This window comes from Pseudomonas sp. Z003-0.4C(8344-21) (genome assembly GCF_900104975.1).
GTDB classification, from domain to species: Bacteria; Pseudomonadota; Gammaproteobacteria; order Pseudomonadales; family Pseudomonadaceae; genus Aquipseudomonas; species Aquipseudomonas granadensis.
This window is the reverse complement of sequence record NZ_LT629756.1, coordinates 5,356,272-5,380,223: the sequence shown is the minus strand read 5'-3', so window position 1 is coordinate 5,380,223 and position 23,952 is coordinate 5,356,272. Positions and strand designations below refer to the sequence as shown.

Genomic DNA, 23,952 nt, shown 5'->3' with positions numbered 1-23,952 from the left:
CTCACCCAAGGCACCCCGGCATGCTGGCAATCTTCCTCGAAACCCTGAACATCACCGCGCCGGTATTCGCCATGCTGTTTCTCGGTGTGCTGCTCAAGCGCATCGACTGGATCAACGACAACTTCATTCACACCGCCTCCTCGCTGGTGTTCAACGTGACCATGCCGGCGCTGCTGTTTCTAGGCATCCTGCATGCGGACCTGCACGCCGCCCTGCAACCGTCTCTGCTGATCTACTTCTCCCTCGCCACCCTGGTGAGCTTCGCCGTGGCCTGGGGCTGGGCGATTTTCCGTTGTCCGCGGGAAGATCGCGGCATCTACACCCAAGGCGCGTTTCGCGGCAACAACGGCGTGATCGGGCTGGCACTCGCAGCGAGCATGTACGGCGATTACGGGATTTCCCTCGGGGCGATTCTCGCGGCGCTGGTGATTCTGTTTTACAACACCCTGTCGACCATCGTCCTGGCGGTCTACAGTCCGGTGATCAAGTCTGACCCGTGGAGCATCTGCAAAAGCGTGTTCAGCAACCCGCTGATCATCAGCGTGATTGCCGCGGCGCCGTTTGCCTATTTCAAGATCGGTTTGCCGGGCTGGCTGGAGACGTCGGGTCAGTATCTGGCGCAGACCACATTACCGCTGGCGCTGATCTGCATCGGTGGCACGCTGTCGCTGGCGGCGTTGCGCAAGAGCGGCAAGATGGCGCTCAGTTCCAGTCTGGTGAAAATGGTCGGCTTGCCCATACTGGCGACGCTGGGCGCGTGGCTATGGGGCTTTCGCGGGGCGGAGCTGGGGATTCTGTTTCTCTACTTCGGCAGCCCGACGGCAGCGGCGAGTTTCGTCATGGCGCGGGCGGCGCAAGGCAATCATGAACTGGCGGCGGCGATTATTGTGCTGACCACGTTGATGGCGGCGATTACCACCAATGTCGGGATATTTGTGTTGCAGTGGGGTGGGTGGATCTGACCTGGATTGTGCGGTGCTGCTGATGACCCCATCGCGAGCAGGCTCACTCCTACATTTGGAATGCGTTCCTCTGTAGGAGTGAGCCTGCTCGCGATAGCTATTTCAGCCGCGCCGAATCATTCCGGCTTCTGGTAGGTATCAATCACTTCCTGCGCCGCGCGAAACGCGTCGATCGCCGCCGGCACTCCGGCGTACACCGCACAATGCAGCAGCGCTTCACGAATCTCCTCCACCGTGCAGCCATTGTTCAGCGCGCCGCGCACATGGCCCTTCAGCTCTTGCGGACACTTGAGTGCGGTCAGCGCGGCGAGGGTGATCAGGCTGCGGGTTTTCAGCGGCAGGCCTTCGCGATTCCACACCCCGCCCCAGGCATGTTCATTGACGAAATCCTGCAACGGCTGGGTGAACTCGGTGGCGTTGCCCAGTGCGCGATCAACGAACGCGTCGCCCATTACCTGACGGCGGATTTCAACTCCGGACTGCTTCGATTCGGTCATGGCATATCCTTCTTGTGATGTTGGCGGCGCCAGGCGCGTATCGACGTGAACAACAGAAACATCAACAGCGGCGGCAAGACGTAAAACAGCATCAGTCGCTCGAGCCGGCCGGCCAACGGCATGCCGGTGGTGAACGACACCACATGCAGCCCGTAGACCAGGTACAAACCGAGTAACAGCAAACCTTCGGCGCGGGTTACGCGGTAGCCGGAATAGAACACCGGCAGGCACAGCGCCGCAACCCCGAGCATCACCGGCAGGTCGAAATCCAGCGCGTTCGGCGAAACCGACAGTGGTGTCGGTGCGATCAGCGCGGTGAGGCCCAGCACCCCGAGCAGGTTGAACAGGTTGGCGCCAATCACGTTGCCGACGGCGATGTCGCGTTGCCCGCGCAATGCGGCGATCAATGAGGTGGCCAGTTCCGGCAACGAAGTACCGACCGCGACCACAGTCAGGCCGATCACCCGTTCGGAGAAACCCAGATCGGTGGCGACCACAACCGCGGCGCCCAGCAACAGATGCCCGGCAAACACCAGCATCGCCAGCCCGACGCTGATCATCAGCAAACTGCCGAACCACGACGCCTGGGCGACGTCAGGTTGCTCGGAATGCGGCCGTGTCGAGTGACGTGACTGACGCAACAGCAGACCGAGGTAGAGCGCCAAAGCGGCAAGCAACAAGATGCCGTCGAAGCGGCCGATCTCTTTGTTCCAGGCCAACAGAAACACCAGCAGGCTGGCGCCGATCATCAGCGGAATATCAAGTCGCACCAGTTGCCGCGAAACGCGCAGCGGAATGATCAGCGCCGACAGTCCGAGCGTGACGAGGATATTGAAGATGCTGCTGCCGACCACGCTGCCGACGGCGATGTCCGGGTTGTGCGCCAGCGCTGCCTGCAGGCTGACGGCCATTTGCGGTGCGCTGCTGCCGAGGGCGACGATGGTCAGGCCGATGATCAGCGGGCGTACATGCAGACGTGCCGCCAGACGCACCGCCGCGCGCACCATCAGTTCGGCACCGAAGATCAGCAGGCACAGGCCGGCGAGCAGTTCGATCAGGCTGATCAGGGGTAGGTCGGCTAATCCGAAAATGGTCGGCGCTCCATTAATCGAGGGCCTGTACGCGAACCCGCGCGGTGCCGCTGCGCAGCATACCGATTTCTTCGGCGGCCTCGCGCGACAGATCGATCAGCCGGCCACGGGTGTGCGGGCCGCGGTCATTGATGCGGACCACCACCGATTCATCGTTTTTCAAATTGGTGACTTTCACCCGCGTGCCGAAGGGCAATTGGCGGTGGGCGGCAGTCAGGGAATGCTGGTTGAACGCTTCGCCGCTGGCGGTGCGTTTACCGTGGTGTCTGGCTCCGTAATAGGAGGCGACGCCGCTTTGGTCGTAACCGTGCGGGTCGATGGTGTCGGTGCTGGCGCAACCGGCCAACAAGGAGAGCAGGGCGCTGCTCAGGAACAGACGCTTCATTCAAAGGTATCCCGAATCAAATGCAGGAGTGAGCCTGCTCGCGATAGCGGTCCGACAGTCAACTTTTCAGTGTCTGACATTTCGCGATCGCGAGCAGGCTCACTCCTACAGGGGATGGAGCCAGGCTTTGGATCTGGCTCCATTTGTGGTCAGCCTTCGAGCTTGCTTTTCAGCAGTTCGTTCACTTGCTGCGGGTTGGCCTTGCCTTTGGAGGCTTTCATGGCCTGGCCGACGAAGAAGCCGAACATCTTGCCGCGTTTGGCTTCATCCGCTGCACGGTACTGTTCGACCTGCTCGGCGTTGGCCGCGAGCATTTCATCGAGCACCGCCGAAATCGCGCCGGTGTCGGTGACTTGCTTCAGGCCACGCTTTTCGATGATCTCGTCCGCGCTGCCTTCGCCGTTGGCCATTGCTTCGAACACCACTTTGGCGATCTTGCCGGAGATGGTGTTGTCCTTGATGCGCTGCAGCATGCCGCCCAATTGTTCGGCGGAAACCGGCGATTCGTCGATGTCCACGCCTTGCTTGTTGAGCAGGCTGCCCAACTCGACCATCACCCAGTTCGCCGCCAGTTTCGCGTCGCCGCCGATAGCGGCGACTTTCTCGAAGTAATCCGCTTGCTCACGGCTGGTGGCCAGCACGTTGGCGTCGTAGGCCGACAGACCGAACTGGCTCTGGAAGCGCTCGCGTTTCTGCGGTGGCAATTCCGGCAGGGTGGCGCGCACCTCGCCGAGGAACGACTCTTCGATGACCACGGGCAGCAGGTCTGGATCGGGGAAGTAACGGTAGTCGTTGGCTTCCTCTTTCGAACGCATCGGACGGGTCTCGTCCTTGTTTGGATCGTACAGGCGGGTCTGCTGGATCACTTTGCCGCCGTCTTCGATCAGCTCGATCTGACGCTGGATCTCGGAGTTGATCGCCTTCTCGATGAAGCGGAACGAGTTGACGTTCTTGATCTCGCAGCGCGTACCGAACTCGACCTGGCCTTTCGGACGGACCGACACGTTGCAGTCGCAACGCAGCGAGCCTTCGGCCATGTTGCCGTCGCAGATGCCCAGGTAACGCACCAGCGCATGGATCGCCTTGACGTAAGCCACGGCTTCCTTGGCGCTGCGCATGTCCGGCTCGGAAACGATTTCCAGCAGCGGCGTGCCGGCACGGTTCAGGTCGATGCCGGTGGCGCCGTTGAATTCTTCGTGCAGGCTCTTGCCGGCGTCTTCTTCCAGGTGCGCGCGGGTGATGCCGACGCGTTTGACCGTGCCGTCTTCCAGTGCGATGTCCAGGTGGCCTTTACCGACGATCGGCAATTCCATCTGGCTGATCTGGTAGCCCTTCGGCAGGTCCGGGTAGAAGTAGTTCTTGCGCGCGAAGACGTTGTGCTGACCGATCTCGGCGTCAATCGCCAGACCGAATATCACTGCCATGCGCACCGCTTCCTGGTTGAGCACCGGCAGCACGCCGGGCATGCCCAGGTCTACGAGGCTGGCCTGGGTATTCGGCTCGGAGCCGAATGTGGTGGAACTACCGGAAAAGATTTTCGACCGGGTGGTGAGCTGAGTGTGAATCTCCAGCCCGATCACGACTTCCCATTGCATGTGTGTCTCCTCAGAAGCCGGTTGGGGTGCGGGTGTGCCAGTCGGTGTTGAGCTGGTACTGGTGCGCCACATTAAGCAGGCGACCTTCCTGGAAATACGGCGCAAGCAGTTGCACGCCCACCGGCAGACCGTCGACAAAACCGGCCGGCATCGACAGGCCCGGCAGGCCGGCGAGGTTGGCGGTGATGGTGTAGACGTCTTCCAGATAGGCCGCGACCGGGTCGCTGTTCTTCGCGCCGAGCTTCCAGGCCGGGTTCGGCGTGGTCGGGCCGAGGATGATGTCGACTTCGTTGAAGGCCGTCATGAAATCGTTCTTCACCAGACGACGGATCTTCTGCGCTTTCAGGTAGTAGGCGTCGTAGTAACCGGCCGACAGCGCGTAGGCACCGACCATGATCCGGCGCTGCACTTCAGGCCCGAAGCCTTCGCCACGGGAGCGCTTGTACAGGTCGATCAGGTTTTCCGGGTTCTCGCAGCGATGGCCGAAACGCACGCCGTCGAAACGCGACAGGTTCGAAGAGGCCTCCGCCGGCGCGATCACGTAGTAAGCCGGAATCGCGTGCTGCATGTTCGGCAGGCTGATTTCCTTGATCACCGCACCGAGCTTCTGCAACTGCTGGATGCTGTTCTGGATCAGTTCGGCGATGCGCGGGTCGAGACCGGCGCTGAAGTATTCCTTCGGCACGCCGATGCGCAGGCCTTGCAGCGAATCGCCGAGGCTGGCGGAGTAATCCGGCACCGGCTCATCGATGCTGGTCGAGTCGTTTTGATCGAAACCGGCCATGCCTTGCAGCAGGATCGCGCAGTCCTCGGCGGTGCGCGCCAACGGGCCGCCCTGATCGAGGCTGGACGCGTAGGCGATCATGCCCCAGCGCGAAACGCGACCGTAGGTCGGTTTCAGGCCGGTCAGGTTGGTGAATGCCGCCGGCTGACGGATCGAGCCGCCAGTATCGGTAGCCGTCGCGGCAGGCAACAGGCGAGCAGCGACAGCGGCGGCCGAACCACCGGACGAACCGCCCGGTACGTGTTCCAGATTCCACGGGTTTTTCACTGCGCCATACCAGCTCGACTCGTTGGCCGAACCCATGGCGAATTCGTCCATGTTGGTCTTGCCCAGGGTGACAGCGCCGGCAGCAGCCAGCTTCGCCACCACGGTGGCGTCGTACGGCGCCTTGAAGTTGTCGAGCATCTTCGAGCCGCAGCTGGTGCGAATGCCCTGGGTGCAGAACAGGTCTTTGTGGGCGATCGGCGCGCCGAGCAGGGCGCCGCTCTCACCGTTGGCGCGGCGCGCGTCGGCAGCTTTCGCCTGCTCCAGGGCCAGCTCTTCGGTGAGGCTGATGAAACTGTTGAGCTGTGGATCGAGCTGGGTGATACGCGCCAGCAGGACCTTGGTCAGCTCTTCGGAGGAAAACTTTTTATCGGCGAGACCGCGGGCGATCTCGGCCAGAGTCATTTGATGCATTGCAGGCTCTTTCCCTTTAGTCGATGACTTTCGGAACCAGATACAGGCCGTTTTCGACCGCTGGTGCGATGGACTGGTAGGCCTCGCGGTTATTGGTCTCGGTCACAACGTCGGCGCGCAGGCGCTGACTGGCTTCCAGCGGGTGGGCCAGAGGCTCGATTCCGTCGGTATTAACAGCCTGCATTTCGTCGACCAGACCGAGAATGCTGTTGAGGGCGGAAGTAATGTGTGGAAGATCGGCATCATTGAGGCCAAGGCAGGCCAGATGAGCGATTTTTTCCACGTCGGAGCGTTCTAGCGCCATCGGGATTCTCCTGTGGAAAACAGAACGGACGGCGTCCGTGTGTTAGATTGTCGGAACACTACCGCACTTCTACGGTCATAAGGCCGCGATTGTGGGGCTTGGTGCACAGAAAAGCGGCCAATTTAACATATTGGCGCCTTGCCCAAAATCCCTGTCGTTGTTAGAGTTTGCCGCACTTTTTTACCCACGCGTTGCCTAGGGTCCCTTTCCCATGTTCAAGAAACTGCGTGGCATGTTTTCCAGCGATCTTTCCATTGACCTGGGCACTGCCAACACCCTTATTTACGTGCGCGAGCGCGGTATCGTCCTGAATGAGCCATCGGTTGTGGCCATTCGGACACACGGTAACCAGAAAAGTGTCGTCGCTGTCGGCACCGAAGCCAAGCGCATGCTCGGCCGTACGCCGGGCAACATTGCTGCCATTCGTCCGATGAAGGACGGCGTGATCGCCGACTTCAGCGTCTGCGAAAAGATGCTGCAATACTTTATCAACAAGGTTCACGAAAACAGTTTTCTGCAGCCCAGCCCTCGTGTGCTGATCTGCGTTCCATGCAAATCCACTCAGGTTGAGCGTCGCGCCATCCGTGAATCGGCCCTCGGTGCCGGTGCCCGGGAAGTATTCCTGATCGAAGAGCCGATGGCCGCTGCCATCGGTGCCGGCCTGCCGGTGGAAGAAGCACGCGGTTCGATGGTGGTCGATATCGGTGGCGGTACCACTGAAATCGCATTGATCTCCCTGAACGGCGTGGTTTATGCCGAATCCGTACGTGTGGGCGGCGACCGTTTCGACGAAGCGATCATCACCTACGTGCGTCGCAACTACGGCAGCCTGATCGGTGAATCCACCGCTGAGCGCATCAAGCAGGAAATCGGCACGGCCTACCCGGGCGGCGAAGTTCGCGAAGTCGACGTTCGCGGTCGCAACCTGGCCGAAGGCGTTCCTCGCGCATTCACCCTGAACTCCAATGAAGTGCTGGAAGCTCTGCAAGAGTCGCTGGCAACCATCGTTCAGGCCGTGAAAAGCGCGCTGGAGCAGTCGCCGCCGGAACTCGCGTCCGACATCGCCGAGCGTGGCCTGGTGCTGACCGGTGGTGGCGCGCTGCTGCGTGACCTCGACAAGCTGCTGGCGCAGGAGACGGGTCTGCCGGTGATCGTTGCCGAAGATCCGCTGACTTGCGTTGCTCGCGGCGGTGGCCGTGCGCTGGAAATGATGGATAAGCACACCATGGATCTGCTTTCGAGCGAGTAAGTTGCCGATCGCAATACGTGGGTGAACGCACAGGCAGCACTTTGCAGTGCTGCCTGTTGGCGTTTATCTTCTGTCAGTCTTCATCCAGGCCGGTTTGATGCCGTATGAATAAACAGAACATTTGCCTGGGAGGAGCGGCTTATTAAACCGCTTTTCACCAAAGGCCCTTCGTTGGGTGTGCGCCTGTTGGTGCTGGCCGTGCTGTCGGTCGCGCTGATGGTGGTCGATGCACGTTTCGACCTGCTCAAGCCCGCGCGTAAACAAGCGTCGCTGGTGCTCATGGATGCCTACTGGATCACCGATCTGCCCGGCAGATTGTGGGAAGGGGTCGCCAGTCAGTTCGGCAGCCGCACCGAGCTCGTCGCCGAAAACGAAAAACTCAAGACCGAAAACCTGCTGCTGCAGGGGCGCATGCAAAAGCTTGCCGCCCTGACCGAGCAGAACGTTCGGCTGCGCGAGTTGCTCAATTCCTCTGCGCTGGTCAATGAAAAGGTCGAAGTGGCCGAGCTGATCGGCATGGACCCCAACCCCTTCACCCATCGCATCATCATCAATAAAGGTGAGCGCGATGGCGTGGTCCTCGGTCAGCCGGTGCTCGATGCGCGCGGGCTGATGGGCCAGGTGGTTGAGTTGATGCCCTACACCTCGCGTGTATTGCTGTTGACCGACACCACCCACAGTATTCCCGTACAGGTCAACCGCAACGGTCTGCGAGCGATTGCCAGCGGCACCGGCAACCCGGAACGTCTGGAGTTGCGCCATGTCGCCGACACTGCGGATATCAAGGAAGGCGATTTGCTGGTCAGCTCTGGCCTCGGTCAGCGATTCCCGGCCGGTTACCCAGTGGCCACGGTGAAGGAAGTCATCCACGATTCCGGCCAACCGTTCGCGATTGTCCGTGCCGTGCCGACCGCCGCGTTGAATCGCAGCCGCTACCTGCTGCTGGTGTTCAGCGACAGCCGCACCGCCGAAGAGCGCGCCAACGAAGCCGCCCAGGCTCAGGAACAGCTCGATGCCCACGGTGGCGGTCCGATGTTGCCGGTCAACATACCCAAGCCCTTGATCATGGCCACACCGGCGGCCCCGGCTGCTGCGCCAGCCAGCGAAGCGGCGGCGCCCGCAGCCGCGCCTGCCGCCACACCTGCCAAGCCTGCGGCGAGCAAACCGCCCGCCGCCGCCAAACCACCGGCCGCGACAAAGCCACCGGCGAAACCGCCAGCTACCACCGGGGGACGAGAATAATGGTCGGGGCCAAAGCTTCGGGGAATGGCTGGATGATCTGGCTGACGTTCGTCATCGGCATCCTGCTCAGTGTGTCGCCGTTGCCGATTTTCATGGAAATCCTGCGCCCGCTCTGGCTGGCCTTGCTGGTGACGTTCTGGGCGTTGTACATGCCGCACACGGTCGGCATGGTCACGGCGTTCTGTCTGGGCCTGGCCGAAGACGTGCTGCAAGGCGATCTGCTCGGGCAGAACGCGTTGATCCTCACACTCATTACTTTCCTGGTGCTGTCGTTGCAGCAGCGTCTGCGCATGTTTCCGATGTGGCAGCAGTGCCTGGTGATCCTGGTGATTTTCGGTCTCGCGCAATTGGCCCAATTGTGGCTCAGCGCCCTGACCGGCAACCGCCAGCCAACCCTCGCCCTGGTCTTGCCGGCGTTGGTCAGTGCCTTGCTCTGGCCGTGGGTCAGTTTCGCCTTACGCGGATTGTGCCGACGCTACAGAATTTATTGAGCCGGTGAAGCAGGGCACTGAACAGGGAGATGTTTTGATGAAGCCGCTTTACCTCGCCTCCGGATCGCCGCGCCGGCGTGAATTGCTCACGCAGATCGGCGTGGCGTTCACCGCCATCAGCGCGGACATCGACGAAACCCCTTTAGCCGAAGAATCGCCCTCGGCCTATGTCGAACGCCTCGCGCGCGGCAAGGCTGAAGCCGGGCGCCGCAGCGTCGTGTCCGCTCAGAGCTTTTGTGTGTTGGGTGCCGACACCGCTGTGGTGCTCGACGGCAAAATTCTTGGCAAACCGGTGGACGAAGCCGACGCATGCGCCATGCTGATGATGTTGTCCGGCAGAGAGCATGAAGTGCTGACCGCCATCGCCGTGCTCGAAGGCGAACGCTGCGAGTCGCGGGTGGTGCGCAGTCTGGTGCGCTTTCGCCCGATCAGCCGCGAGGAAGCCGCCGCCTACTGGGCCAGCGGCGAACCGCGAGACAAGGCCGGCGGTTATGGCATTCAAGGCCTCGGCGGGGTGTTCGTCGCCGGCCTCAATGGCAGCTACTCGGCTGTGGTCGGTCTGCCCGTTTGCGAAACCTGCGAGGTGTTGGGCCATTTCGGCATACCCTGTTGGCAAAACCTGAGCGCGTCATAAGCGTCGTACCCATCCAGATGCGGCCATTATCGTGAACATGCCTGAACGAGATCCTGCCATGAGTGAAGAGATTCTGATCAACATCACGCCGATGGAGTCGCGCGTGGCGGTGGTCGAAAACGGTGTGCTGCAAGAAGTCCACGTTGAGCGCACGCAAAAACGCGGGATCGTCGGCAACATCTATAAAGGCAAGATCGTGCGCGTATTGCCGGGCATGCAGGCCGCATTCGTCGATATCGGACTGGACCGTGCGGCATTCATTCACGCTGCGGAAATTTCCCTGCGCGAAGGCCCGGCGGTCGAGAGCATCAGTTCGCTAGTGCACGAAGGCCAGAGCCTGGTGGTGCAGGTGACCAAAGACCCGATCGGTTCCAAAGGTGCGCGCCTGACCACGCAACTGTCGATCCCGTCGCGCTATCTGGTGTACATGCCACGCACGGCCCATGTGGGCATCTCGCTGAAAATCGAAGACGAAGCCGAGCGCGAACGCCTCAAGCAGGTGGTCAGCGACTGTGTGGCCAAAGAAGGCATCAAGGAAGCAGGCGGCTTCATTCTGCGTACCGCGGCCGAAGGTGCCGGCGCTGATGAAATCCTTATGGACATCCGCTACCTGCGACGCCTGTGGGACCAGATCAACGAACAGATCAAAACCATCTCCGCGCCGAGCGTGATCTACGAAGACCTCGGCCTCGCGTTACGGACCCTGCGCGATCTGGTCAATCCGAAGATAGAAAAGATCCGCATCGATTCCCGGGAAACCTTCCAGAAAACCACACAGTTCGTCGCTGAACTCATGCCGGAAATCGCCGATCGCCTGGAGCACTATCCGGGCGAGCGGCCGATTTTCGATCTGTACGGCGTTGAAGACGAAATCCAGAAAGCCCTCGAGCGCAAGGTGCCGCTGAAATCCGGCGGCTATCTGGTGGTCGATCCGGCGGAAGCCATGACCACCATCGACGTCAATACCGGGGCGTTCGTCGGCCATCGTAATCTCGAAGAAACCATTTTCAAGACCAACCTCGAAGCGGCGACCGCGATTGCCCGGCAACTGCGCCTGCGCAATCTGGGCGGGATCATCATCATCGATTTCATCGACATGGAAGATGAAGAGCACCAGCGTCAGGTATTGCGTACGCTGGAAAAGCAGCTGGAGCGCGACCACGCCAAGACCAACATCATCGGCATCACCGAGCTGGGCCTTGTGCAGATGACTCGCAAGCGCACCCGCGAAAGCCTCGAGCAAGTGCTCTGCGAGCCGTGCAGCAGTTGTCAGGGCCGGGGCAAACTGAAAACCGCGGAAACCATCTGTTACGAGATCTTCCGCGAGATCCTGCGCGAAGCGCGTGCCTATCAGGCCGAGGGCTATCGGGTGCTGGCCAACCAGAAAGTGGTTGATCGCCTGCTCGACGAAGAATCCGGTAACGTCGCCGAGCTTGAAGGGTTCATTGGCCGCACCATACGCTTCCAGGTGGAAACCATGTATTCCCAGGAACAATATGACGTGGTGCTGCTCTGAACCCCTGCATCACCCTTAATCCAACGCGGCTGGCCTCAGCTTTTCGCAGTATTTTTGCCATGGGAGCCACCTGACATGGAGCGTCCGACACGCATTCTGGCCGCACTCACCCGTTGGGGGCTGGGCCTGTGCGCGTTGGTTCTGGTGTTGATGGCGTTGTATGTCAGTCTCGGCCGCGAACTGACCCCCCTTGTGGCCGAATACCGTACCGATATCGAAGACAAGGCCAGCGCTGCCCTCGGCATGCCGTTGCAGATCGGTGAGCTGGAGGGCAACTGGAGCGGTTTTGCGCCGATCCTGCTGGCGCATGACGTGATGGTCGGCAGCGGCGCCAATGCGCTGCGTCTGGACCGGGTCCGCGCGGTGCCGGATCTGTGGGCCAGTCTGCTCGCCCGCGAAGTACGCATCGCGCATCTTGAATTCAATGGCCTGAAGATCAGCCTCAAGGAAGGCGAAGACGGCCAGTGGGCGCTGGAAGGCCTGCCGGTGCACAACGATCAGCCGTTCGATGCCGCGCAACTGTTCCAGCGTTCGCAGATGATTCAGCAGCTGTCGATCCTCGACAGTCAAGTCACCCTGCAACCGCTCGATCACCCGCCGATGACCCTGACCTATGTCGGGTTCAATCTGAAGACCGGCGCCAGTCGCCAGCGTCTCGATGCGCGCCTGACCTTGCCGGACGGCCAGCCTGTGGCGCTGAACCTGCGTACGCGGCTGCGGCCCGATCAATGGCAGAACAGCACGGTCGACGGTTACGCCAGTCTGCCGCAGAGCGACTGGTCGAAGTGGCTGCCCGAGCGCCTGACCCAACAATGGAATTTTTCCGAGATCAAGGCCGGAGGCGAGCTCTGGGTGAACTGGGCCGAGGGCACCCTGCAAAGCGCGGCGTTGCGCCTGAATGCCCCGCAAATCACCGGCGCCTACGCTGAGCGCAAGCCGATCCAGATCAACAATCTGGCGCTCAACGCCTACTACCGCAACAGCGCCGAGGGCGCGAGCGTGATCCTCGATTCGCTGGCGATGAGCTTCGGCGAAACCCGTTGGGAATCGCGCGTGCAGGTGCAGCAGACCCGCGCGACCGACAAGGTCGAAGAGCTCTGGCATTTGCAGGCCGATCGCCTCGACCTGACGCCGCTCACCCCGTTGCTGAACGCGCTGGGGCCGTTGCCGCAGGGTTTCGCCACGGTCGTCGAGCGGCTCAAGGTGACTGGCGGCTTGCGCAATGTTCTGCTGGACTTCCGCCCGAACGCCACCGACGGCACCAAATTCGGCTTTGCTGCCAATCTGGATAACGTCGGTTTCGATGCCTATCACGGCGCACCGGCGGCGCGAAATGTCAGCGGCAGCCTGAGCGGCAATCTCGACGGCGGCGAGTTGCGTCTGGACAGCAAGGACTTTGTCCTGCATCTGGACCCGATCTTCACCAAGCCCTGGCAATACCTGCAAGCCAACGCGCGGTTGACCTGGAAACTCGACAAGGACGGTTTCACCCTGATTGCGCCGTACCTGAAGGTGCTGGGCGAGGAGGGCAAGATCGCCGGTGACTTCCTGATTCGCCTGCACTTCGACCACAGCCAGGAAGACTACATGGACCTGCGTGTCGGCCTAGTCGAGGGCGACGGTCGTTACACCGCTAAATATCTGCCGGCAGTGCTCAGCCCGGCGCTCGACGAATGGTTGCGCACGGCGATTCTCAAAGGCGCGGTCGATCAGGGCTTTTTCCAGTATCAGGGCTCGCTGAGCAAGAATGCCGGGGAAGCCGATCGCAGCATCAGTCTGTTTTTCAAGGTGCACGATGCCGAACTGGCCTTTCAGCCGGGCTGGCCACATGTGAGCAAGGTCAGTGGCGATGTGTTCATCGAGGACAGCGGCGTGCGGATCTGGGCCGACAAAGGCCAGTTGCTGGACACTCAGGTCAGCGATGTCTTCGTCAATATTCCCCATGTGCCGGCGGGGCAAAACACCCACCTGTTGCTCGATGGCGCATTTGCCGGTGGTCTGGGCGACGGGCTGAAAATCCTGCAGGAAGCGCCGATCGGCACGGCCGACACGTTTGCCGGTTGGGAAGGCGCGGGTAACCTTACCGGCAAGCTCAAACTCGACGTGCCGCTGGCCAAGGGCGAGCAACCGAAGATCCTTGTCGACTTCAAGAGCGCCAACGCCCGCCTGAAACTGGCCGAGCCGAAACTGGAGCTGACGCAACTCAAAGGCGATTTCCGCTTCGACAGCGCCAAAGGCCTGAGCGGGCAGAACATCGCTGCGCGGGCGTTCGACAAACCCGTCACCGCGCAGATATTCGCCGATGGCAGCCCCGGCAAGCTCAAGACCCGGGTCGCTGCGACGGGGCAGGTCGAAGTCAGGAAACTCACTGACTGGCTGGGCGTGACCCAGCCGTTGCCAGTGTCCGGGACGATTCCCTATCAGTTGCAGTTGAATCTGGACGGCGTCGACAGTCAGTTGATGGTCAGCTCGAATCTCAAAGGCGTGGCGGTGGATCTGCCGGCGCCGTTCGGCATGGCGGCGGATGTCGGGCGCGACACTGTATTTCGCATGACCTTGCAGGGGCAGGAGCGTCGTTATTGGGTCAATTACGATCAACTGGCCAACTTCACCTTTGCAGCGCCGCCGAGCAATTTTGCCGAGGGCCGTGGCGAGTTGTTCCTCGGTGCCGGCGAAGCCGTGCTGCCGGGCGCCAAAGGCTTGCGCGTTCGTGGCGTGCTGTCGGAACTGGACGTCGCGCCCTGGCAGGATCTGGTCAACCGGTACGCCGGGCAGGATCCGGGCGGCAGCGCCAAGCAATTGCTCAACAGCGCTGACTTCAAGGTCGGCAAGCTCACGGCAATGGGCACAACTCTGGATCAGGCATCGGTTCAGCTCAATCGCAAGTCTGCGGCATGGAATCTGGCCCTCGACAGTCAGCAGGCCAAAGGCACGGCGAGCCTGCCGGACGCCAAAGGCGTGCCGATCGCGGTCAATCTGCAATACGTGAAACTGCCGGCGCCGGACCCGGCAGTACAGGCTGACGAAAATGCGCCTGATCCACTGGCTTCGGTCGATCCGACGAAAATTCCGGCGCTGGATATCACCCTCAACCAGTTGTTCCTTGGGCCCGATCTGGTCGGTGGCTGGTCGCTGAAAATTCGCCCGACCGCCAAGGGCATCGCCCTGAACAATCTCGACATGGGCCTCAAGGGCATTCTGTTGCAAGGCAACGGTGGCTGGGAAGGCGCGCCGGGTTCGACCAGCAGTTGGTACAAGGGGCGTATCGGCGGCAAGAATCTAGCCGACGTGCTCAAGGGCTGGGGTTTTGCGCCGAGCGTGACCAGCGAAGAGTTCCACATGGACGTCGACGGCCGCTGGCCGGGTTCGCCGGCCTGGCTGGCGACCAAGCGTTTCTCCGGGACGCTGGATGCCTCGCTGAACAAGGGCCAGTTTGTCGAAGTCGAAGGCGGCGCACAGGCCCTGCGGGTGTTCGGTCTGCTCAACTTCAATTCGATCGGCCGCCGTCTGCGCCTGGACTTTTCCGACCTGTTCGGCAAAGGCTTGAGTTATGACCGGGTCAAAGGCCTGCTGGTGGCAAACAATGGCGTATATGTGACGCGTGAGCCGATTCGCCTGACCGGCCCGTCGAGCAACCTCGAACTGGACGGTACCCTCGATCTGGTTGACGACAAGGTCGATGCGAAATTGCTGGTGACCTTGCCGGTGACCAACAACCTGCCAATTGCCGCGTTGATCGTCGGCGCACCGGCAGTCGGCGGTGCTTTGTTCCTGATCGACAAACTGATCGGCGACCGTGTAGCGCGCTTCGCCAGTGTCAAATACACGGTCAAAGGCCCATGGAAAGAGCCGAAAATCACTTTCGACAAGCCTTTTTGAACGGCCCGGCCTTGAAGCGATGGAGTAGCATGGCCAAATACCTCGTTGGGAGTTCGCCATGTCTTTAGCGGTGATTCAAATGGTCAGCCAGAGTGACGTGCTGGCCAATCTGGCTCAGGCCCGGCGCCTGCTCGAACAGGCCGCGGCCGGCGGCGCGAAGCTGGCGGTGCTGCCGGAGAACTTCGCGGCGATGGGCCGTCGCGATGTCGCTGATATCGGTCGCGCCGAAGCGCTGGGCGAAGGGCCGATCCTGCCATGGTTGAAACAGACCGCCCGCGACCTCACCTTATGGATAGTGGCCGGCACGTTGCCGTTGCCGCCGGCGAATCAGCCGACGGCCAGGGCGCATGCCTGCTCGCTGCTGATCAATGATCAGGGCGAAATCGTTGCCCGCTACGACAAGCTGCACCTGTTTGATGTGGATGTCGCCGACAATCGCGGACGTTACCGCGAATCCGATGACTATGCTTATGGCGGCAATATAGTGGTGGCCGACACGCCGGTAGGACGGCTTGGTCTGACGGTATGTTACGACTTGCGTTTCCCCGAGCTGTACAGCGAATTGCGTGCTGCCGGTGCCGAACTGATCAGCGCACCGTCGGCGTTCACTGCGGTGACCGGTGCGGCGCATTGGGAAGTGTTGATTCGCGCGCGGGCCATCGAGACGCAGTGTTATCTGTTGGCTGCGGCGCAGGGTGGGACTCACCCGGGGCCGCGAGAAACCTTCGGCCATGCAGCGATCGTTGACCCATGGGGACGTGTGCTGGCCAGCCAGGATCAAGGCGAAGCGGTGTTGTTGGCCGAACGCGACATTAATGAACAAGCGTCCATCCGGGCGCGCATGCCGGTGACGAATCATCGGCGGTTTTTCTCGCAGGGCGCTCAGCGGCCTGCTTCAGAACACGAATTTAAGGCGTAAACCCATGAGCGAGTTGTTGTCCTCAGTCAGTGATCACCTGTTGGCGCCCGGCGGCGTGACGATCGAGAGCCTGCAAGGCGTGCTTGGCGATCTGGCCGGCCCCGGCATCGATGCCGCCGATCTGTATTTCCAGGGCCAGATTTCCGAGTCCTGGGCGCTGGAAGACGGCATCGTCAAGGAAGGCAGCTTCAACCTCGACCAGGGGGTCGGCGTACGTGCGCAGTCCGGTGAGAAAACCGGTTTCGCCTACAGCAACGCGATCACCCTCGAAGCCCTCGGCGCAGCTGCTCGTGCGGCGCGCTCGATCTCCCGTGCCGGGCAGAATGGCACGGTGCAGGCGTTCAGCACTCAGGATGTCGCGCAACTGTACGCTCCGGACAATCCGCTGGAAGTGCTCAGCCGCGCCGAGAAGGTCGAGCTGCTCAAGCGTATCGACGTGGCTACGCGCGCGCTCGATCCGCGTATCCAGCAGGTCAGCGTGAGCATGGCCGGGGTCTGGGAGCGGATTCTGGTGGCGTCCACTGATGGTGGCCTGGCCGCTGATGTGCGGCCGCTGGTGCGCTTCAACGTCAGCGTCATCGTTGAGCAGAATGGCCGTCGCGAGCGCGGCGGGCATGGCGGTGGCGGGCGTACCGACTACCGCTATTTCCTCGCCGAAGACCGCGCCATGGGCTACGCCCGTGAGGCGCTGCGTCAGGCGCTGGTCAATCTGGAAGCGATTCCGGCACCGGCCGGCACCCTGCCGGTGGTGCTGGGTTCAGGCTGGTCCGGCGTGCTGCTGCACGAGGCGGTCGGTCACGGCCTGGAAGGCGATTTCAACCGCAAGGGCAGTTCGGCCTACAGCGGGCGCATGGGCGAAATGGTTGCGTCGAAGCTGTGCACCATCGTCGACGACGGTACTTTGAGCGGCCGCCGCGGATCGCTGAGTGTCGACGACGAAGGCACACCGACCGAGTGCACCACGCTGATCGAGAACGGCGTGCTCAAGGGTTACATGCAGGACAAGCTCAACGCGCGTCTGATGGGCGTGGCCCGCACCGGTAACGGTCGTCGCGAGTCCTACGCGCATCTGCCGATGCCACGCATGACCAACACTTACATGCTCGGCGGCGAAAGCGATCCGGCGGAAATCATTGCCTCGGTGAAAAAAGGCATCTATTGCGCCAATCTCGGCGGCGGTCAGGTTGACATCACCAGCGGCAAGTTCGTGTTCTCCACCAGCGAGGCGTACCTGATCGAGGACGGCAAGATCACTGCGCCAGTCAAAGGCGCGACGTTGATCGGCAACGGTCCCGAGGCGATGAGCCGGGTGTCGATGGTCGGTAATGATCTGGCGCTGGACAGCGGTGTCGGCACGTGCGGCAAGGATGGGCAATCGGTGCCGGTGGGTGTAGGCCAGCCGACGCTGAAAATCGATGCGATCACCGTGGGTGGCACGGGCGCATAAGAAGTGATGGAGCCTCGGGTGGCGCGCAGGGCGGCCACCCGGTGGCGAAGATCAGCGCAGGCCGCGTTGAGTTTCGTCCAGCTCACGGATGTACTTGAAGATCTTGCGGCTGGAAGCAGGAGGTTTGTTTTGCGCAACCTCGTGCTGAGCCTGACGGATCAGGGAACGCAATTGCTGGCGATCGGCGTCCGGGTACTCGACGACGAATTTCTCCAGCACGGCGTCATCGCCGCCGATCAGGCGGTCGCGCCAGCGTTCGAGATTGTGGAAACGCTCGTTGTACTGGCGGGTCGAGGCATCGAGTTGATCGAGCAAGGTCAGAATCGCGTCAGTGTCCTGATCGCGCATCAGCTTGCCGATGAACTGCAGGTGCCGTTTACGCGCGATGTTCGCGGTGTGCTTGGGCGCATCGGCCAGCGCCCGGCGCAGGGCGTCGGTCAATGGCAGTTTTGCGATCAAGTCAGGCTTGAGTGTGGTCAGGCGCTCGCCGAGGTCAACCAGAGCATGCAGCTCGCGTTTGACCTGAGATTTGCTTTTTTCTCCCGTATCGAGGGAGTCGTCGTAAGAATCAACCATGGTGGCAGTCCGCAAAGAAACGCCGCCATGATAACCAGTCGGGGGCCGCTTGTCCGGCCCGGTCGCTCGATGGCCCCAGCCGAAAGCAGAATTTGAGTGGAGATGAGCATGAGTGCAGTTCAAAGCGTCGGCCCGCAGGCATTGCCGGCACTGCAGGAACAGGTCGAGCAGATCATCGCCGAAGCCAAGCGTCAGGGCGCCAGCGCCTGCGAAGTGGCGGTGTCGCTGGAACAGGGTTTGTCGACGTCGGTGCGCCAGCGCGAAGTCGAAACGGTCGAGTTCAACCGTGATCAGGGCTTTGGCATCACCTTGTACGTCGGCCAGCGCAAGGGCTCGGCCAGCACCTCGGCGACAGGCCCGGACGCCATTCGTGAGACCGTCGCCGCCGCGCTGGCCATCGCCAGACACACCTCCGAAGACGAAGCCTCGGGCCTTGCCGATGCAGCGCTGATGGCCAGGGAGCAGCACGATTTCGATCTGTTCCATGAGTGGGATATCACTCCGGAGCAGGCGATCGAGAAGGCCTTGCTGTGTGAAGCGGCAGCATTCGATGCCGACGCGCGCATCAAGAACGCCGACGGCACCACCCTCAGCACCCATCAGGGCTGCCGCGTGTACGGCAACAGCCACGGCTTCATCGGCGGTTACGCTTCGACCCGGCATAGCCTGAGTTGCGTGATGATTGCCGAGGCTGACGGGCAGATGCAGCGTGATTACTGGTATGACGTCAATCGTCAGGGCACGCTGCTGGCCGACCCGGTGAGCATCGGCCAAAAAGCCGCGCAACGGGCGGCGAGCCGTCTTGGCGCGCGTCCGGTGCCGACTTGCGAGGTTCCGGTGCTGTTTTCTGCCGAGCTGGCGGGTGGTCTGTTCGGCAGCTTTCTCTCGGCGGTGTCCGGCGGCAGTCTGTATCGCAAATCGTCCTTCCTCGAAGGCACGCTGGGCCAGAAGCTGTTCCCGGAGTGGATGACCATCGATGAGCGTCCGCATCTGATGCGCGCCATGGGCAGCGCTTCGTATGACGGCGACGGTCTGGCGACCTATGCCAAACCGTTCGTCGAGAACGGCGAATTGGTCTCCTACATTCTCGGTACTTATTCCGGCCGTAAACTGGGTATGCCGAGCACGGCAAACGCGGGTGGCGTGCACAACCTGTTCGTCACCCATGGCGATGAAGACCAGGCGGCGCTGTTGAAACGCATGGGCCGCGGACTGCTGGTCACCGAGCTGATGGGCCATGGTCTGAACATGGTCACCGGCGATTACTCGCGTGGCGCGGCAGGTTTCTGGGTCGAGAACGGTGAAATTCAGTTCGCCGTGCAGGAAGTGACCATCGCCGGCAACATGCGCGACATGTTCAAGCAGATCGTTGCCGTCGGTAATGATCTGGAGCTGCGCAGCAACATTCGCACCGGTTCGGTGTTGATCGAGCGGATGACCGTCGCGGGTAGCTAAACCCCGGTCCGCTAAGCGAAAAGGCGCGTCATCCGCACTGGATGACGCGCCTTTTTTATTGCTCTCGCCACAGACCCGTTGTGGGAGCGAGCATCTCCATAGCTGACACGCTTGTGTTGCGTCTTATTATCATTTAATAATCAATCCCATCTGGTCGTTGGAAGAGCTACTCAACCCTTGCAAGCTCACCGCCGGCGGCGTGTAAACCCCGCAATCGCTTTGGAGGCTCACCATGGAGCACTGGAAACGCACGATCGAACGGGCCAATCGCTGCTTCATGCTCGGCGAATTGATCGACGCCCGTGAGGCTTACCTGCAAGCGCTGGCCCTGGCGCAAGTGTTGTTCGAGCGCTGGGCGGACGCCGACGAAGCGGTGGCGGCTTGCGTCATCTCCCACCACAACCTCGCGGATCTGCACCTGCGTCTGAATCAGCCCGAGGAGAGTGCCGAATATATGTGCGCCATCCATCAGCGGCTGCTGCAGACCATGCAGGACGAACGGCTGCGCCCAGCCCTGCGGGAAGCAGCATTGCGTCAAAGCAGCAAGACCTACGTCGAGCTGCTGAATTTCATCAGCGAGCACGGCGAATACCCGCGCACCCAACGCCTGCTGCACCCGGATACCGGCAATGCACGCCGCGCGCCTGCTTCACACCACTATGGAGTCCACTGAAATGGCTTTTACCTTGCCTGTCTTGCCTTATGCCTACGATGCCCTGGAACCGCATATCGATGCGCAGACCATGGAAATCCACTACACCAAGCATCACCAGACGTACATCAACAACCTCAACGCTGCCGTAGAAGGTACGGAATATGCCGAGTGGCCGGTGGAGAAACTGGTCGCCAGCGTCCAGCAACTCCCGGAAAAACTGCGGGCGGCGGTGATCAACCAGGGCGGCGGTCACGCCAACCACTCGCTGTTCTGGGAAGTCATGGTGCCAGGCGGTGGCGGCAAACCGGATGGCGCGCTGGCCAAGGCTATCGATGAGCAACTGGGTGGGCTCGACAGTTTCAAGGAAGCGTTCACCAAAGCGGCGCTGACCCGTTTCGGGAGTGGCTGGGCCTGGCTCAGCGTCACCCCGGAGAAGAAACTGATCGTCGAAAGCAGCGGCAATCAGGACAGCCCGCTGATGAACGGCAACACGCCGATTCTCGGTCTCGATGTCTGGGAGCACGCCTACTACCTGCGCTACCAGAACCGCCGCCCGGAATACATCAACGCGTTTTACAACGTGATCAATTGGCCCGAAGTCGCGGCGCGCTATCAGGCCGCACTGGTTTAAGCCTTCTATAAAAAAACATCCAGGGCAGATTATGGGCACGGAGACACTGGCGACTGGCAGTGGGCGAATGTTTCGTTACGCAGTGGGATCGCTGTTGCTGTTGGCGGGCATGACCTTGCTGGTCGCTCACGGGCTGCAATGGCTGAATCTGGAACCGCGCCTGCTGCGTGCATTGCAGGGCGGTGCTCTGTGCGCGCTCGGCACGGCGCTTGGCGCGGTGCCGGTGCTGGTCATCCGGCGGATGCCGCAGGCGCTCAGCGACACCTTGCTGGGGTTTGGCGCCGGGGTGATGCTGGCGGCAACCGCGTTTTCGCTGATCGTGCCGGGCATCGCGGCCGCCGAAGGTCTCGGTCTGACCCCTTGGGGCGCCAGTGGCCTGATCTGCTTCGGCATCCTGCTCGGCGCGTTTGGCCTGTATCTGGTCGATCGCAAGGTTTCCGGCGCTTCTCCTGAAATGCTCGTTGGCACCCTCGAGCGCCCGGTGATCCCGCCGCGGATCTGGCTGTTCGTTTTTGCCATCATTGCTCACAACATTCCGGAAGGCATGGCCGTCGGCGTGTCCGCCGGCGGCGGCATGCCGGATGCCGACAGCCTGGCCATGGGCATCGCTTTGCAGGATGTGCCGGAAGGTCTGGTGATCGCACTGGTATTGGTCGGGGCGGGGATGTCACGGGTGAGGGCGTTTCTGATCGGCGCGGCGTCAGGTCTCGTCGAACCGGTGTTTGCACTGCTTTGCGCGTGGCTGGTCAGCCTCGCGCAGATGTTGCTGCCATTGGGGCTGGCGCTGGCGGCCGGGGCGATGTTGCTGGTGGTGACCCACGAAGTGATCCCGGAGTCGCGACGCCATGGTCATGACAAACTCGCGAGTCTGGGTTTGCTGATCGGGTTTTGTCTGATGATGGTGATGGATACCGCGTTGGGTTGAGTTGTCGCGACGAGGAATGCTCCGTCGCAAAAGGCTTATTCACCCTCATCGAAGTAGTTGTTGATCAGCGCCACCAAGGCGTCCATGGCTTCCTCGGCTTGTTCGCCTTCGGTGCTCAAATGAATTTTGGTGCCCTTGCCTGCCGCGAGCATCATCATCGCCATGATGCTTTTACCATCGACCGTGGTCTCGGGTGTACGGCCTACTCTGATCGTAGTCTCCGGAAACTTGCCCGCCACGCCGACAAACTTGGCAGACGCTCGGGCATGCAAACCGAGTTTGTTGATGATTTCGATTTCACGAGCAGGCATCGCGGTGTGGATCCTTTAGGTGAGGTCGCGGTGGCGGACCTGGACGTTTTTCAAGGTTTTCTGCAGGGCCTGACCCAGACGTTCGGTCAGGTAGACGGAGCGGTGATGCCCGCCGGTACAGCCAATGGCAACGGTCACATAGGCGCGATTACTGGCAGCAAAGCGCGGCAGCCACTTGTGCAGGTAGGCGTAGATGTCCTGGTACATTTCCTCGACATCCGGCTGTTGCGCCAGATACTCGGCAACCGGTGCGTCGAGACCGGACTGCTCGCGCAACTCCGGCTTCCAGTACGGATTGGGCAGGCAGCGAACGTCGAAGACCAGATCCGCATCCACCGGCATGCCGCGCTTGAAACCGAATGATTCGACCAGAAACGCCGTACCCGGCTCAGGCTGATTCAGCAGGCGCAACTTCAAAGTGTCGCGCAGCTGGTACAGGTTGAGATGGGTGGTGTTGATCTTCAAGTCAGCCAGGTCGGCGATCGGGCCGAGCAGGGCGGTTTCATCGTGAATCGCCTCGGCCAGTGAACGATTGGCGTTGCTCAACGGATGGCGCCGGCGCGTCTCGGAAAAACGCTTGAGCAGGGTCTCTTCGTCGGCGTCCAGGTACAGCACATCGCACTGGATATGCTTGGCACGCACCACTTCGAGCAATTCGGGGAAACGCGACAGATGACTCGGCAGATTGCGTGCATCGATCGACACCGCGACGAGCGGCTGCGCCAGTTCGGTGTGGATCAGCGCACGTTCGGCCAGTTCCGGCAGCAAACCGGCCGGGAGGTTGTCGATGCAGTAGTAGCCGTTGTCCTCAAGGACATTCAGCGCGGTACTCTTGCCCGAGCCCGAGCGGCCACTGACGATGATCAAGCGCATGATTAATGCCCGTTCTGCTCGTCCAGTACAACCTGGTACAAGGCTTCGTTGCTCGGTGCGCTGCGCAGTCTTTCACGCACTTCCTTGCGATCGAGCATGCTGGCGATCTGGCGCAGCAGTTCCAGGTGTGCATCGGTAGCAGCTTCCGGGACCAGCAGCACGAACAGCAGGTCTACCGGGGCGCCATCGATCGCGTCGAAATCGATCGGGGCTTCAAGGTGCATCAGCGCACTGATCGGCGCGTCGCAACCCTTGAGGCGGCAGTGGGGGATGGCGATGCCGTTGCCAAAACCGGTGGAACCGAGTTTTTCACGGGCGACCAACGCCTCGAAGACATCCTGCATCGCCAGATCCGGCACTTCGCGGTGGATCAGGTTGGCAATCTGTTCGAGGGCTTTTTTCTTGCTGCCGCCCGGCGCGTTCACTTGGGAACGGCCGGGGGTCAGGATGGTTTCAAGTCGGATCATGGATGAGGGTGTTAACGACCGGTCGCGCCCTGGAGGAGGCTCTGGGTCTTTTCCTTATGCTTTTTGAGTTGGCGATCCAGCTTGTCGGTCAGCAGGTCAATGGCGGCATACATGTCGTCGTGCTCGGCATTGGCGACTACTTCTCCGCCGGGAATATGCAACGTGGCTTCGATTTTCTGCTTGAGCTTCTCGACATTCAATATGACTTGCACGTTGGTGATCTTGTCGAAATGCCGCTCCAGCCGGTCGAGTTTCTCGCCGATGTAGGTGCGCAGAGGTTCGGTCACTTCCAGTTGGTGTCCACTGATGTTGACTTGCATACAGCTTCTCCTTCGTTGCCAGTGCATAAAGCGGCAGGCCGAAAAGCCTGCCACTGGAACGCTGTA

24 protein-coding genes are annotated in these 23,952 nt (G+C 61.3%); 13 read left to right on the top strand and 11 right to left on the bottom strand.

Going from position 1 to position 23,952, the window contains the following annotated elements:
- Nucleotides 1–20 precede the first annotated feature (20 nt).
- Nucleotides 21–962 (top strand): AEC family transporter, encoded by a 942-nt coding sequence (locus tag BLU24_RS24375; protein WP_093104689.1) that lies wholly within the window; start codon nucleotides 21–23, stop codon nucleotides 960–962.
- Between the two features lie 116 nt (nucleotides 963–1,078).
- Here BLU24_RS24375 and BLU24_RS24370 read toward each other — a convergent pair whose 3' ends face one another.
- The 6 genes from BLU24_RS24370 to gatC form a co-directional block, all read right to left on the bottom strand.
- Nucleotides 1,079–1,459 (bottom strand): carboxymuconolactone decarboxylase family protein, encoded by a 381-nt coding sequence (locus tag BLU24_RS24370; RefSeq protein WP_090281760.1) that lies wholly within the window; start codon nucleotides 1,457–1,459, stop codon nucleotides 1,079–1,081.
- Entirely contained in the window at nucleotides 1,456–2,517 is a 1,062-nt protein-coding gene (locus BLU24_RS24365) for a calcium/sodium antiporter (protein WP_090281761.1), read from the bottom strand. Before BLU24_RS24365 ends, BLU24_RS24370 begins: the two co-directional genes overlap by 4 nt.
- Before the next feature lie 46 nt (nucleotides 2,518–2,563).
- Nucleotides 2,564–2,935: a septal ring lytic transglycosylase RlpA family protein gene (locus BLU24_RS24360; protein WP_090281762.1), complete on the bottom strand. Its 372-nt coding sequence runs from the start codon at nucleotides 2,933–2,935 to the stop codon at nucleotides 2,564–2,566.
- 149 nt (nucleotides 2,936–3,084) lie between these two features.
- A complete protein-coding gene (gene gatB / locus BLU24_RS24355; protein WP_093104688.1) occupies nucleotides 3,085–4,530 on the bottom strand; it encodes an Asp-tRNA(Asn)/Glu-tRNA(Gln) amidotransferase subunit GatB in 1,446 nt (481 codons plus the stop codon).
- Nucleotides 4,531–4,540: 10 nt separating this feature from the next.
- Nucleotides 4,541–5,992 (bottom strand): Asp-tRNA(Asn)/Glu-tRNA(Gln) amidotransferase subunit GatA, encoded by a 1,452-nt coding sequence (gene gatA / locus BLU24_RS24350; RefSeq protein ID WP_090281764.1) that lies wholly within the window; start codon nucleotides 5,990–5,992, stop codon nucleotides 4,541–4,543.
- Nucleotides 5,993–6,008: 16 nt separating this feature from the next.
- Complete coding sequence (gene gatC, locus BLU24_RS24345; RefSeq protein WP_007976465.1) at nucleotides 6,009–6,296, bottom strand: Asp-tRNA(Asn)/Glu-tRNA(Gln) amidotransferase subunit GatC; 288 nt, start codon at nucleotides 6,294–6,296, stop codon at nucleotides 6,009–6,011.
- Between the two features lie 211 nt (nucleotides 6,297–6,507).
- On the opposite strand from gatC, the gene mreB reads away from it, so the two are divergent.
- From mreB to tldD, 8 genes are all read left to right on the top strand, one after another.
- On the top strand, nucleotides 6,508–7,545 hold the full coding sequence (gene mreB, locus BLU24_RS24340) for a rod shape-determining protein MreB (RefSeq protein ID WP_002555108.1): 1,038 nt from the start codon (nucleotides 6,508–6,510) through the stop codon (nucleotides 7,543–7,545).
- A gap of 189 nt (nucleotides 7,546–7,734) precedes the next feature.
- Nucleotides 7,735–8,787, top strand: coding sequence for a rod shape-determining protein MreC (gene mreC / locus BLU24_RS24335; protein WP_418951618.1), 1,053 nt, complete (start codon nucleotides 7,735–7,737; stop codon nucleotides 8,785–8,787).
- On the top strand, nucleotides 8,787–9,278 hold the full coding sequence (gene mreD / locus BLU24_RS24330) for a rod shape-determining protein MreD (RefSeq protein ID WP_090281766.1): 492 nt from the start codon (nucleotides 8,787–8,789) through the stop codon (nucleotides 9,276–9,278). Before mreC ends, mreD begins: the two co-directional genes overlap by 1 nt.
- Before the next feature lie 37 nt (nucleotides 9,279–9,315).
- Nucleotides 9,316–9,912, top strand: coding sequence for a Maf family protein (locus tag BLU24_RS24325; protein WP_090281767.1), 597 nt, complete (start codon nucleotides 9,316–9,318; stop codon nucleotides 9,910–9,912).
- Between the two features lie 58 nt (nucleotides 9,913–9,970).
- Nucleotides 9,971–11,428 carry a ribonuclease G gene (gene rng / locus BLU24_RS24320; RefSeq protein ID WP_090281768.1) on the top strand — a complete coding sequence of 486 codons (1,458 nt, stop codon included), beginning with the start codon at nucleotides 9,971–9,973 and terminating at the stop codon, nucleotides 11,426–11,428.
- A gap of 75 nt (nucleotides 11,429–11,503) precedes the next feature.
- Nucleotides 11,504–15,307: a YhdP family protein gene (locus tag BLU24_RS24315; protein ID WP_093104685.1), complete on the top strand. Its 3,804-nt coding sequence runs from the start codon at nucleotides 11,504–11,506 to the stop codon at nucleotides 15,305–15,307.
- A 58-nt stretch (nucleotides 15,308–15,365) separates the two neighbouring features.
- Complete coding sequence (locus BLU24_RS24310) at nucleotides 15,366–16,226, top strand: carbon-nitrogen hydrolase family protein (RefSeq protein ID WP_093104684.1); 861 nt, start codon at nucleotides 15,366–15,368, stop codon at nucleotides 16,224–16,226.
- Between the two features lie 4 nt (nucleotides 16,227–16,230).
- Nucleotides 16,231–17,673 carry a metalloprotease TldD gene (gene tldD, locus BLU24_RS24305; RefSeq protein WP_093104683.1) on the top strand — a complete coding sequence of 481 codons (1,443 nt, stop codon included), beginning with the start codon at nucleotides 16,231–16,233 and terminating at the stop codon, nucleotides 17,671–17,673.
- 51 nt (nucleotides 17,674–17,724) lie between these two features.
- Here the strand turns inward: tldD and yjgA are convergent, their stop codons facing one another.
- The gene (yjgA, locus tag BLU24_RS24300) at nucleotides 17,725–18,249 is read right to left on the bottom strand and encodes a ribosome biogenesis factor YjgA (RefSeq protein ID WP_090281772.1); all 525 of its coding nucleotides are present in this window, start codon (nucleotides 18,247–18,249) and stop codon (nucleotides 17,725–17,727) included.
- Nucleotides 18,250–18,351: 102 nt separating this feature from the next.
- Between yjgA and pmbA the strand changes: the two genes are divergently transcribed.
- The 4 genes from pmbA (at nucleotide 18,352) to BLU24_RS24280 (ending at nucleotide 21,915) form a co-directional block, all read left to right on the top strand.
- On the top strand, nucleotides 18,352–19,704 hold the full coding sequence (gene pmbA / locus BLU24_RS24295) for a metalloprotease PmbA (RefSeq protein ID WP_172833296.1): 1,353 nt from the start codon (nucleotides 18,352–18,354) through the stop codon (nucleotides 19,702–19,704).
- A 232-nt stretch (nucleotides 19,705–19,936) separates the two neighbouring features.
- Entirely contained in the window at nucleotides 19,937–20,377 is a 441-nt protein-coding gene (locus tag BLU24_RS24290) for a hypothetical protein (protein WP_090281774.1), read from the top strand.
- A 1-nt stretch (nucleotide 20,378) separates the two neighbouring features.
- On the top strand, nucleotides 20,379–20,990 hold the full coding sequence (locus BLU24_RS24285) for a superoxide dismutase (RefSeq protein WP_093104680.1): 612 nt from the start codon (nucleotides 20,379–20,381) through the stop codon (nucleotides 20,988–20,990).
- A gap of 31 nt (nucleotides 20,991–21,021) precedes the next feature.
- Complete coding sequence (locus tag BLU24_RS24280; protein WP_093104679.1) at nucleotides 21,022–21,915, top strand: ZIP family metal transporter; 894 nt, start codon at nucleotides 21,022–21,024, stop codon at nucleotides 21,913–21,915.
- A 35-nt stretch (nucleotides 21,916–21,950) separates the two neighbouring features.
- On the opposite strand, the gene BLU24_RS24275 is transcribed toward BLU24_RS24280, so the two are convergent.
- From BLU24_RS24275 to hpf, 4 genes are read right to left on the bottom strand one after another with little or no spacing between them, the layout of a single operon-like run.
- Nucleotides 21,951–22,226 carry an HPr family phosphocarrier protein gene (locus BLU24_RS24275; protein ID WP_090281777.1) on the bottom strand — a complete coding sequence of 92 codons (276 nt, stop codon included), beginning with the start codon at nucleotides 22,224–22,226 and terminating at the stop codon, nucleotides 21,951–21,953.
- A gap of 15 nt (nucleotides 22,227–22,241) precedes the next feature.
- The gene (rapZ, locus tag BLU24_RS24270; protein ID WP_090281778.1) at nucleotides 22,242–23,099 is read right to left on the bottom strand and encodes an RNase adapter RapZ; all 858 of its coding nucleotides are present in this window, start codon (nucleotides 23,097–23,099) and stop codon (nucleotides 22,242–22,244) included.
- Between the two features lie 2 nt (nucleotides 23,100–23,101).
- Nucleotides 23,102–23,566, bottom strand: coding sequence for a PTS IIA-like nitrogen regulatory protein PtsN (gene ptsN / locus BLU24_RS24265; protein ID WP_093104677.1), 465 nt, complete (start codon nucleotides 23,564–23,566; stop codon nucleotides 23,102–23,104).
- Nucleotides 23,567–23,577: 11 nt separating this feature from the next.
- Nucleotides 23,578–23,886: a ribosome hibernation-promoting factor, HPF/YfiA family gene (gene hpf / locus BLU24_RS24260; RefSeq protein WP_090281780.1), complete on the bottom strand. Its 309-nt coding sequence runs from the start codon at nucleotides 23,884–23,886 to the stop codon at nucleotides 23,578–23,580.
- Nucleotides 23,887–23,952 lie beyond the last annotated feature (66 nt).